General features: G+C 49.1%; 8 protein-coding genes. 1 reads left to right on the top strand and 7 read right to left on the bottom strand.

The window, feature by feature from the left end:
- Nucleotides 1–36: 36 nt before the first annotated feature.
- The 4 genes from ACFVRY_RS13740 to ACFVRY_RS13725 form a co-directional block, all read right to left on the bottom strand.
- Complete coding sequence (locus tag ACFVRY_RS13740) at nt 37–834, bottom strand: alpha/beta hydrolase (RefSeq protein ID WP_387500747.1); 798 nt, start codon at nt 832–834, stop codon at nt 37–39.
- 76 nt (nt 835–910) lie between these two features.
- Complete coding sequence (gene pgmB / locus ACFVRY_RS13735) at nt 911–1,543, bottom strand: beta-phosphoglucomutase (protein ID WP_387500746.1); 633 nt, start codon at nt 1,541–1,543, stop codon at nt 911–913.
- A gap of 74 nt (nt 1,544–1,617) precedes the next feature.
- Nucleotides 1,618–3,903: a glycosyl hydrolase family 65 domain-containing protein gene (locus tag ACFVRY_RS13730; protein ID WP_387500744.1), complete on the bottom strand. Its 2,286-nt coding sequence runs from the start codon at nt 3,901–3,903 to the stop codon at nt 1,618–1,620.
- Nucleotides 3,900–6,206: a glycoside hydrolase family 65 protein gene (locus tag ACFVRY_RS13725; RefSeq protein ID WP_387500743.1), complete on the bottom strand. Its 2,307-nt coding sequence runs from the start codon at nt 6,204–6,206 to the stop codon at nt 3,900–3,902. Before ACFVRY_RS13725 ends, ACFVRY_RS13730 begins: the two co-directional genes overlap by 4 nt.
- Before the next feature lie 434 nt (nt 6,207–6,640).
- Here ACFVRY_RS13725 and ACFVRY_RS13720 point away from each other — a divergent pair, with 434 nt between their 5' ends.
- The gene (locus tag ACFVRY_RS13720) at nt 6,641–7,360 is read left to right on the top strand and encodes a Crp/Fnr family transcriptional regulator (protein WP_387500742.1); all 720 of its coding nucleotides are present in this window, start codon (nt 6,641–6,643) and stop codon (nt 7,358–7,360) included.
- A 228-nt stretch (nt 7,361–7,588) separates the two neighbouring features.
- Here ACFVRY_RS13720 and ACFVRY_RS13715 read toward each other — a convergent pair whose 3' ends face one another.
- Genes ACFVRY_RS13715 through nirB form a run of 3 tightly spaced genes read right to left on the bottom strand, consistent with a single transcriptional unit; the run spans nt 7,589 to nt 11,238 of the window.
- The gene (locus ACFVRY_RS13715) at nt 7,589–8,380 is read right to left on the bottom strand and encodes a formate/nitrite transporter family protein (protein ID WP_387500741.1); all 792 of its coding nucleotides are present in this window, start codon (nt 8,378–8,380) and stop codon (nt 7,589–7,591) included.
- A 56-nt stretch (nt 8,381–8,436) separates the two neighbouring features.
- On the bottom strand, nt 8,437–8,784 hold the full coding sequence (gene nirD, locus ACFVRY_RS13710) for a nitrite reductase small subunit NirD (RefSeq protein ID WP_387500740.1): 348 nt from the start codon (nt 8,782–8,784) through the stop codon (nt 8,437–8,439).
- Between the two features lie 27 nt (nt 8,785–8,811).
- A complete protein-coding gene (gene nirB / locus ACFVRY_RS13705) occupies nt 8,812–11,238 on the bottom strand; it encodes a nitrite reductase large subunit NirB (RefSeq protein ID WP_387500739.1) in 2,427 nt (808 codons plus the stop codon).
- Nucleotides 11,239–11,410: the final 172 nt, after the last annotated feature.

The following is an 11,410-nucleotide window of genomic DNA, read 5'->3' as shown; positions in this document are numbered from 1 at the left end:
GGCTCCAGTCTTCTCTGAACTCTTATTAGTACATTATTATTGCGAATATCCGTTTAAGTCAAGCCATGAAGCGCAAGTCTCCGTCCAGCCACTCGTATGCTGCTCTTCTGTAGCCAAACCTAAGCCGTGTCTTCCATGTGCATAGACATGCAGATCGAACGGAATACCATGACGTCTCAGCGCTGTGGCGAAAAGAAGGCTGTTCTCAACCGACACACCTTCGTCATCCGACGTATGCCACAAAAAGGTCGGTGGTGTGTCTGCTCCTACTTGAAGCTCGCTACTCATAAGATCCACCAGATCACCTTGCGGGGAAGAACCCAGCAAATTTTCCTTGGACCCCTTGTGTACCACCTGATCATCCATAGTAATTACCGGATAACATAGAATCATGAGATCCGGACGGCTGGATACCCGTTCTATCGGATCAGGGTCCTCTGCATTGCCCTTGTCAAACAACACGCCTGCCGTGGAGGCCAGATGACCCCCTGCGGAGAATCCAAGAATCCCGATTCGGGCGGGATCAATTCTGAATTCCTCAGCTTGCAACCGTACTGTACGCAACGCCCGCTTAGCATCCAGAAGCGCGCTGGGATATTGGTAGGGCGCTACACGGTAGCGCAGCACAAAGGCTGAAATGCCTAGGCTGTTGAGCCAAAAGGCGATAGGCTCCCCTTCATGATCTGCGCGCATTCCGTAAGCACCACCGGGACAGATCACAACTGCGGCATTGCCGTCTCCATCAACTAGATAAGGTGTAATAGCCGGACAATCCTCGTCACTAGTACCAGCAGCTCCGGGAGCACCGTCAGGCCATAAAAGAGTGGTCTCCATTTCTCATCCCTCAAACTTCCTTCGTAGACTTGGCATTCATGAGAGAACTCCCTCATAATGACATCAGTCTATCAAGTTAGAGGAGTTCATGCAATCCGGCAACGACAAGATCTGCTTCCTTCAGAATTTCCGGCTTGCCGATTCCGACTACCTTCATTCCTGCTGCTTTACCTGCTTCCACACCCGCTTCTGCGTCTTCAAACACAACGCATTCCTCCGGCTGCAATTTAAGCTCTACCGCCCCGATAAGGAACACTTCAGGGTCAGGCTTAGCGTTGGACACCTTATTGCCATCAACAACTGCATCGAACAGTTCGGTAATGTTTAGCTTGTCAAGAATGAACATCGCATTCTTGCTAGCTGAACCAAGCGCGATACCAACCCCACGTTCTCTAAGACCTGTAAGATATTCCTTCACGCCCGGCAGCAGCTCGGACTCATCCAGCTTGGTGATGAACTCTACATACAGGCGGTTCTTCTTATCCGCCATCGCCAGCTTCTCTTCCTCTGGAAAGTCCAGCCCACCTATCTCCAGCAGGATATCCAGCGATCTCATCCGGCTTACGCCCTTGAGTCGTTCGTTATCTGCCTCTGTGAATTCGAAGCCAAGCTCACGGGCAAGCTCTGCCCAGGCCAGGAAATGGTATTTCGCCGTATCTACGATGACACCGTCCAAATCGAAGATGGCACCTTTCATATTTTGCAGCATGATATTCTGTCCTCTCTATGGGTTAATCATATATCTATTATTGTATACGAAAATATAATTGCAAGCTGATCGAGCTATACCGCAGCCCCTGCGGTCTGAAGCTTCAGCTGCACACCCGGCCGGCATAACTGCGACTCTGCGCCATCCACAACAAAGGATAATGCTCCGCTGTTGCCTGCTGCAGCCGTAATGGTTACTTCTCCGCGGCTGATTCGCAGCGTATAGCTTCCTCCGCGCAGTACCACAGGAAGCTCAACTGCCTCCCATTTCTGTGGCAAGGAAGGTTTGATATGCACGGTATCGCCGTCGAAATGCACGCCGGCAAAACCAAGCACCGCTGCCATCCACGCACCGCCGTTCGCAGCCGGATGCGTTCCGCCGATATAAAGATCGCCTACGTATTGTTTCGATTCACCGGTCAAATCCACTGTAGCAGTCCGCATGAAGTACGGATATCCCCAGTCGGGAGAGCCGATATCAGCAGCGACCAGCGCATAGATGCACGGGCTGAGACTGGAGCCATGCTCGGTGCGGGGCTCGTAGAATTCCCAGTTCGCCTTCTTGACTTCTTTGGAGAAAGAATGCTTAAACAGGTTCAGCATGAGTACAACATCTGCTTGCTTCAAAATTTTGGTTGTTGTTGCCAAACCGTTGCCGCCGCCCCAATATTCGTTTTTGTTCAAAACACGCGATTTCAGGTCGGCCAGCGTAACTTCTTCAAGCGTATGATAACGGTCAAATTGTTCAATGACAAGTGTCTCTTCATCTGGCTGTGGAACATAGAAGCTCTCCAGCATCGAACCGATCTCGGTCAGGAATGGACCGTCTGTAAACTGAGTTGTCAGCTTTTCAAACTCAGCAGGATGTTTCTCTTTCAGCAACTCTGCGGTCCGTAGCGCAATCTCCAGACTTTCCTTGACCAGTGCATTCGTGAATGCGTTGTTGTTGACACGTTCATGATATTCATCCGGTCCGGTCACATCCAGAATTTCATAGCGCTTCTTGACTGGATTGTAGAAGGCGTAAGAATAGAAGAATCTGGCACACTCCCAGATCACCTCTGCTCCACCATCCACCAGCAAGCTGTCATCACCGGTAAACTGCACATACTGCCAAATACCGTGGACAACATCCGCACTGATATGCACCTGTTTATCCCGGAAATAAGTACGCATAGGCCGTCCAGTGAACACATCGTTCACATTGAACAGGGTACAGGCATCGTCACCCGTATCCTGACTCTCCCAAGCATAGAATGCACCAAGGAAGCCATATTCCGCTGCCTTGCGGCGGGCCCCATCCAGGGTATGGATGCGGTACATCATCAGATTGCGAGCGGTGCTTGGATCACTGTGCAGGAAGAACGGCAGCATGAACATCTCTGTATCCCAGAACACTGCTCCCTTATAGACTTGCCCGGACAAGCCGCGTGCTGGAATGGAGACCTTCTCCGATTCCGTCGGGGCAATGATCAGCAGCTGATAGATGCTGTATCTGAGTGCCATTTGCGCTTCATCGTCACCTTCAATGATCACATCACTGCTAAGCCAACGATCTTCCCAACGCTTACGATGTGCCGTAAGCAGTTCATCATATCCCAGCTTTGCCGCAGCTTTAACAGCCTCTACAGCATTGTCTACCGGTGCCTTACCGGCATCAAGGCCAGTGTAAACTGACACATACTTATGCCATTCGTAGGTTTCGCCAGCCTTGGCATCCAGCAAGAGCTTGCGGATGGCCAGGCCATCCACAATTTGCTGCTCTCCAAAGCCAAAATCAGCGATCTCTGCCACGGCAACCGGAACGTTCAATTCGCCGGAAACCGCACTAGAGATCAGCACATCACCCTCGGCATATTCTTTTTTCTCGAAGAGGTGAGGACCATTGATATCCCACACCTCTCCGTCGATTCCCGTTTCAATATCTATCCGGCAATCGATCGTACTGCTGACAGTTAGTTTGCTGAGAAGCAGATGCAGGTTATCCATGCTTGCAAAACGTTCAGCCGTAAAGGTCACCGTGCCTCCCTCAGGCGTACGGTATACAGTCTCACGACGGTGGATTGCACTGCGGAAATCCAGCTCCTGTATGTGAGAGACCGGTTCGGTATCCAGCACACTGAGCGGCTGGCCGTTGTAGGAGATGACCGTAAATAGTCCGTTAGGAGCGTTCACAGGCTCACGCCACTTGTCCCCAGCCCTGTCATAGAGACCAGCCAGAGTCACTGCAGACAGCTGCTCCTTGCCGAATTCTTCAAGGGTGCCGCGATATCCCATATAGCCGTTGCCGGTCATATATTTGTTCCCATTGGTCGTTATCAGGTTCTTGTCGAAGCTCTGTTCTTTGACTGTCCAGCTCAACCTGCAATCATCCCTTCGCCCAGCGGAAGCACCGTACCGGAGGCATCCACTTTAATTCGTTGCCCGTATACAACAATCTCTGTGCTACCGCCGCTGATGGCTTTCAGACTAACCGAATCCTTATTCACAATAATCTTCAGCAGCACTCCCTCGTACATCACCTGGAAGCTGTAGGAGGTCCAACGCTCAGGTAGCGATGGTTGGAATGACAGACGTTCGCCGTCGGAACGCATGCCGCCAAATCCGTACACAATGTTCATCCATGCCGCAGCAATGGAAGTCGTGTGAAGTCCTTCGCGGGTATTGCGGTTATAGTTATCAAGGTCAAGGCGAGTCGCGAATTCAAAGAAGTTGTACGCTTCCTCATGCTTGCCGATTTCGCTGGCAAGAATGGAGTGGATTGATGGCGACAACGAAGACTCATGGATACATCTTGACTCATAGTATTCATAGTTGGCGAGCTTCTCTTCCTTGGTGAACTGCTCACTATACAAGAACATGAACATCAGCACATCCGGCTGTTTGATCATGTCATAGCGGTACAAACGATCGTACGACCAGTTCGAATACAGCGGGAATTCTGTCACTGGAATGGAGTGAATATCAATGTGAGGCATATCGAAGAATCCGTCATGCTCCTCATATACTCCAGTTTCCTTATCTACAGGAATCTTCATTTTTTCTGCCTTGTTGCTCCAGTCGCCTAGTTCTTCCTCACGCAGTTCCACTTTAGCTGACAGTTCAGCGAACTCGGACGGAGCCTTTTCCTTCATTTCCTGAATCGCTTCCAGGGCAAATTCGAAGGATTTTTTGGCCATTAGGTTGATATAGCAGTTATTGTTAACCATCAGTTGGAATTCGTCAGGTCCCATAACTCCAAAATAACCGTATTCACCGGTACGTTGTCCCCATTGACCGCGCGTAGCATAGAAACGACTGATTTGGATCAACATTTCTACCCCTTTGCTGAAGAGGAACTCTTTATCTCCAGTATTCTTGACGTAGTGCCAAATACCAAAGGATACCGCCGTACCTACATGCAACTGCAGGTTGGAGTGCTGCCACAGATCACAGCTTTCCGTTCCGTCAATGGTAGCGATCGGGTAGCATGCACCTTCGCAATCCACATCTTTAGCGCGCTGAATAGCTTCAGGAAGCGTTCTGTAGCGGAACTCCAACAAGCTCTTGGCCGCTTTAGGATTGTTGAACATATAGAATGGAAGACAGTAAGACTCTGTATCCCAGAAAGCCAGTCCGCGGTATACTTCACCCGTTAGACCCTTAGCTCCGATATTGAAGCCCGGATGGTCGCCATGGTAGGTCTGATACAGTTGGAAAATACAGAACCGGATACCCTGTTGGTTCTCTGGATCGCCTTCGATGCTAATATCACTGGTCTCCCAGATTCCGTTCCAGTAAGCTTCTTGCTCCGCAAGTACAGCCTTCTCTTCCAGACTTAATGACGCCACAGCTAGACCTAGTCCTTCACTCCACAGTTCTTCGGCACTTCTTGCGGATGTGCTGTCTGCGCAGTTGATAGCAAACTTCGTAAAGTGTGCAGTTTCACCTTGGGTCAATTCCAATGAGAAGCTCTGTCCAATGAATTTCTCCCGTTCAACACGTGCCGTTTCAAGCGGTTGGGAAGCTTTCAATGTGAAGCTGGAGAACAACTTGTTACCGGTATTTACGGTACTCGCCAAAATTGCAGAGATTCCATCTTGCTCTCCGCTGCGAACAGGGTTCCACATGCTCACCCCGCGCTCTTCATGAATGATATTGAAATCAAGCCCCGAAATGATATCCACACTTCCGGAGAAGTTTAGCGGCTCAAATTCAACTTGCTGCAAACCAAGGTGAGACATAGTCATACTGACAAGCCGGGTGAAAACAAGCTTCAGGCTTTTCCCATTCTCCAGGTGCCATACAAATTCCCGGCGGTAGGTGCCCGTACGGAAATCCAGTTTGCGTACATAATCCGAAATCTTGCTCTTGGCCAAATCAAGCTGTTCGCCGTCTACAGCGATACGTGTATGCAGCCAGTCCACGGAATTGACCATATACCGCAGGGAGCGAATAATCCCTTTATAATGATTGCCGATGTCCAGCTGTTCATTTAAACCGTTGAAATAACTCCCGATAAGACTGTCACCGCTGTATCCTTCTTCAGCGTATCCACGTACGCCCATATATTCGTTACCTAATGAAAAGATAGATTCGGAAACCCGGTTCCGCTCCGTGTCGAAGCCCTCTTCGATAATTGCCCACGGGTCTACTTTTAGATATTTGTCCGCCACTTTAGCCATGTATGATTTCTCCTTCTCCTGAGTTTTGTCCGCCCGCCCTCATAAACACAGAGCTCCAGACGCTCAACTCTAGGATATCGTCCGGCTTTATTATCGCCAATGTCCGGCTGTAACAGAGTTATGTGCATTTATACGAAATTATGTGAAACCAGTGTACAAACCAACCTCATTTGCAAAAAAGACAACAAAAAAACAACCAAATCCCACTATATGTGTATACTGGTAATGGTTGTTTTGCTATGGGCCTTAGTTACCCTTTATACTCCTAATGTCGCGAAAATCATATTAAATCTCACACATTTGAAGTGAAAATAATCACAATGTTAAAAATTTGACACTTTTAAAGGCTTTTTTTCACCCATATCTGGCCAATTTCAAGGTATAATTAATTTAAAATTTACTGAAAAACTGAGGGAATAAAGGGGATGTCGATTATGATCAAGGAATACCAAAATGCTATCGAAGCCCATGGCAATACAAAATGTTTCTCCGAGCAGAACTTCAACAGACTTCTCGTCACAATGAAAGAACGTACAGTCCCTGAAGGATCGCACCTGTTCTGGGAAGGCGACTATTCGGATAAACTATTTTACATCAAACGTGGACGTGTGAAATTAACCAAATCTACCGATGAAGGTAAAGAACTCATTCTCTATATGTATCAAGCCGGCGATATGGTCGGTCAAGCCGATCCTTTCTTCAGCACGAAACATAGCTTTACAGCCGAAGTCATTGAAGACAGCGAAGTAGGCGTCATAGAACACAAAGATCTGGAGATTCTCATCTGCCAGCACTGCGACTTTGCCATTGACTTCATGAAGTGGATGGGTATTCATCATCGTCTGACACAAACTAAATTCCGAGATCTAATGATGTATGGTAAACCTGGCGCACTCTGCTCTACGCTGATCCGTCTGGGCAACACCTATGGTGAGAAGAGCGGCGAGAACATTCTGATTAACAAAAAAATTACGCACACAGATCTATCCAATATGATCGGCGCCACCCGTGAGAGCGTTAACCGGATGCTGAGCGATCTTCGGAAGAAAGACGCTGTGGAATATGAGAACGGCATGATCGTCATCAAGGATCTGGGCATGCTTCAGGAAATTTGCCATTGCGAAATGTGCCCGGGAGAAATTTGCCGAATCTAACGCCCTAATCTAATACCCTCTATTTACCTCATTGAATCATACCTGACCCAAGAAATTTTACGGAACTTAATAGAGTGGTCAAGACGCCTTGCGGGGCGTCTTTTTTATGGCTGCGCGAGCTGGACAGTTCGAACGTCAAAAACCAGGAAGCCCCGTCCTGCGAGAGAGATCCTGGTTTAGAAAAGTTTAGCTTTGTGGAGTAACGCTGTGCTCAGCAAAAGACGCCCTTTAGCTTTTCACACCGGCACTGCGCACAGGTGAAATCAACCAGTAGGCCATGCCGACAAAGACGCCGCCGCCAATAATATTGCCGAGTGTTACAGGAATCATGTTGTGCAGCCAGCCTGCCAGCGAGATCGTTTCGGGATGACCTGGAAGCAACAACGCCAGGCTCAGCAGCGTCATATTCGCTACACTGTGCTCATAACCACTGGCAATGAACGCGAACAGGCACCACCAGATCAGCACCAGCTTGGCTGTCTCACTCTTGGCCCGAGAGGACATCCACAGGGCCAGACAGACTAGCCAATTACAAAGAATGCCACGGAAGAACAGCTCTGAGAACGGCAGACTCATTTTTTTAGCTGCAGCCGTGAAAATCAGATGTTCCGCCGGAGCCGCCTTGAACAGCCCAGTTCCTTGAATTAGAAGAGCAAGAACAACCGCACCTGCCAAATTGCCAAGAAAGACGATCACCCAATTCTTTAGCGTATCACCAATGCTAGTTCTGCCTGCAAGCGTGCTTGTTGTAAAAAACATATTATTTCCTGTAAACAGCTCCGACCCCGCAAAGACAACAAGTGTTAGGGCAATTCCGAAGGAAGCCCCCATAATTAGCGATTGAAATGGCGACTTAAGTGCTGCCAGCGGCGCTCCAAGTGAAAAGATAAGGATAATGCCAATACCTACATAGGCCCCTGCCAGCAGTGCTGCCAGAAAGTATTTGGGCAGGCTTTCATTCATTTTGTCCCTTTTGTGAACAGCTGCTTCAACGATGTTCTCCACATTTTGCGTAAACATTAACATTCACCCCGCTGTTTCTGGTTCACCATGCTTATAAATCTTAATTGATCAGGCTACACGCTAACCTTCACCTGATTCTCTTCAATCTGAACGGAGTAGGTCACCACTCTGCCCTGATCCGGTGCCTGGACCTCGCCGGAGCGTAGGTCAATCTTCCAATCGTACAAGGGATCATAGAGATAATAGCCCGATACGATTCCTTCTGCGAGCGGTCCGCCCTTTGGATGAGGGCTGCGGTTCCCCACAGCATAGAAAGTCCCGCCAGAGGTGCAGAAAACAGCCAACTCAGTCTCTCCCACCCTAACTGCCCGACCGATTTGTGGTAGAAAATCCTGCACTGCGCCGATCATATATTCCCGCTTCGTCATTTCCATCGTTCTCGCTCCTTTAAGATTATTCATTCCTTATTCCGGCCAGCATGCGCTCGGCTAGACCTTTGCTGTCTCGAACAGAGCCGAACGGGTGCTGTCGTCGTTCAGGATTTTTTTCCAAGGATCGCTAACCTGGGCCAGGGCAAAATCAATTCGTGCCGCCAGTTCCTTACGGTTGCTCTCATTGTTCAGAATGACGTTCTGAATGTCTGCAAGCCCCATTCGTTCCACCCAATCCGAGGTTCTCTCCAAATAATTGCCGGTTTCGCGGTAGTACTGCATCACGGCTGAGCATACTTCAATCAATTCCTCATCGGTCTTGACCTTGCAGAATGAATCTGCAATTCGTGGCATAATCCCGCCATTGCCCCCGATGAAGACCTCCCAACCACCATCATTGCCGACGATGCCGATATCCTTCGTGCAGGATTCCGCACAGTTGCGCGGGCAGCCGTTGACCGCCATTTTAAATTTAGCCGGGAAGTCCAGTCGTTCGTACTTGCGCTCCATCAAAGCGCCCATGCCCATAGAGTCCTGGGTGCCGAAACGGCAGAACTGCGATCCTACACAGGTCTTGACGGTACGCAACGATTTGGCATACCCATAGCCGGAAGGCATATCCAGCTCTTCCCACACCTTGGGCAGATCCTCCTTCTTCACACCGATCAGATCGAGACGTTGTCCACCGGTGACTTTGACCACTTTAACATCGTACTTGAGGGAAACGTCGGCGATTTTTTTCAAATCCTCTGGTGTAGTCACCCCGCCGTACATACGCGGAATTACAGTGTAGGTGCCGTCCTTCTGGATGTTGGCTCCCATTCTCTCATTGACAAAGCGTGATTCCTTCTCATCCTCATAGGTGTCGGGATATGTCATACCCAAATAATAGTTAATAGCGGGACGGCACTTGGAGCAACCCTCCTCCTGGGCCCAGCCCAGCACATGCATGACCTCTTTGCTGGTCTTTAGACTTTTAGCGTGAATCTCTGCCACGATCTCATCCCGGCTCAGGGATGTACAGGTGCAAATGCCATGTTTGGCACTTTGCTGGAAACTGTCACCAAGTACAAATTGCAGAATCTGCTCAACTACTGGCTTGCAGCCGCCGCAGGAACGGGTTGCACCTGTGCAGGCCTTAATCTCGTCCACCGTCGTGAAGCCATTCTCGGTTACAGCATCTACAATGGCTTTCTTCGTCACACCGTTGCAGCCGCAAACAATTTCTTCATCGGTCATGGACTCCACAGATAAGCCCTTTTTGGCCTCACCGTTTCCGCAGCAGCCGGTTCCCATAACCTCTGCATAGATCTCATCCGTCATCTCCGCACCCTGCTTCACAAGCTTCTGAAGATTAGCTGACTCCATCACATCTCCGAACAGGACTGCACCGACGATGATATTATTTTTCAGCAAAATCTTCTTGTATGTCCGTTTCCATTCATTTTTGGAAGAGATCACTGTATGTTCGGGGGTATCAATGAATTCGCCTGCAGAAAATACATCCACACCGGAAATCTTCAGCTTCGTCGACACGACAGAACCTTCATATGGCTTCGTGTCCACACCGCACAAATGCTTAGCAAGTACCATCCCCTGCTCAAACAACGGCGCGACGAGACCATAACATACGCCCCGGTGCTCCGTACACTCGCCTACAGAATATACGCCCTCTGCAGAGGTTTGAAGGTAGTCATTCACAACAATTCCGCGGTTAACTTCAAGGCCACTATCCTTCGCCAATTGCACGTTCGGCTTAATCCCGACAGCCATGACGACAAAATCAGCACCCAGTTCGCTGCCATCGCTGAACCGCAGCCCACTTACCCTCTGCCCGCCGGTCAGTTCTACCGTCTGCATGCCCATCTCAAATTTCACGCCTTGGCGCTCCAGTTCTGCTTGCAGCATTGAAGAGGCGCTTCGGTCAAGCTGGCGCTCCATCAAATCTTCCATCAGATGAACAACAGTGACATCCATGCCAAGGTTGACCAGCCCTTTGGCCGCTTCCAGTCCGAGCAGTCCCCCGCCAATTATAGCTGCTTTGCTGTACTGCTGGGCTGCTGCCAACATAGCCTCACAATCCGCAATATCACGGAAGCCCACTACACCTTCCTTGTCGCTGCCCGGTACTGGCAGAATGAACGAATTCGATCCAGTTGCGATGATCGCTTTGTCGTATGAAATTATCAATCCGCTATCCGTGAAGATTTGCTGTGAGGCCGTATCCATGCGAGTAACCGTTGTTCCCGTATGCAACGTTATCTGATTGTCCTCATACCAGTTCCAATTGTTTAGGATAATATCCTCAGTAGTCTTGCTGCCCTCCAGAACATAAGAAAGCATGATACGGTTGTAATTAGGGTGAGGTTCACTACCGATCACGGTAATCTCATACGCACCACCAAGCTTTAAAATCTGCTCCACAGTGCCAATTCCGGCCATCCCGTTGCCGATTAAAACCAACTTTTCTCTGTTTGCGGTCATAGTTAGGTACCTCCTCAATGCTTCTGCGTGCTCTCATGTTACTTCCTTCTAGTGAAAGTATACATTTCAAATTTAAACCGAGATTGTGATTGCAGTCACAGAAATTGTGAATACTTTCACAATATAATTGGCAATTAATCATCCATATAAAAATCCCAATTGAACGCAAATA

The organism is Paenibacillus sp. NPDC057934 (assembly GCF_042887565.1).
Classification (GTDB): domain Bacteria; phylum Bacillota; class Bacilli; order Paenibacillales; family Paenibacillaceae; genus Paenibacillus_AQ.
The sequence above is the reverse complement of the archived record's forward strand: the minus strand, read 5'-3'. Positions and strand labels throughout refer to the sequence as shown.

Excerpts from the sequence above, each read along its gene's own strand:
- ACFVRY_RS13740 (WP_387500747.1), bottom strand. The coding sequence starts at position 834 with ATGGAGACCACTCTTTTATGGCCTGACGGTGCTCCCGGAGCTGCTGGT.
- pgmB (WP_387500746.1), bottom strand. The coding sequence starts at position 1,543 with ATGCTGCAAAATATGAAAGGTGCCATCTTCGATTTGGACGGTGTCATC.
- ACFVRY_RS13725 (WP_387500743.1), bottom strand. The coding sequence starts at position 6,206 with ATGGCTAAAGTGGCGGACAAATATCTAAAAGTAGACCCGTGGGCAATT.
- ACFVRY_RS13720 (WP_387500742.1), top strand. The coding sequence starts at position 6,641 with ATGATCAAGGAATACCAAAATGCTATCGAAGCCCATGGCAATACAAAA.
- ACFVRY_RS13715 (WP_387500741.1), bottom strand. The coding sequence starts at position 8,380 with ATGTTTACGCAAAATGTGGAGAACATCGTTGAAGCAGCTGTTCACAAA.
- nirD (WP_387500740.1), bottom strand. The coding sequence starts at position 8,784 with ATGAATAATCTTAAAGGAGCGAGAACGATGGAAATGACGAAGCGGGAA.
- nirB (WP_387500739.1), bottom strand. The coding sequence starts at position 11,238 with ATGACCGCAAACAGAGAAAAGTTGGTTTTAATCGGCAACGGGATGGCC.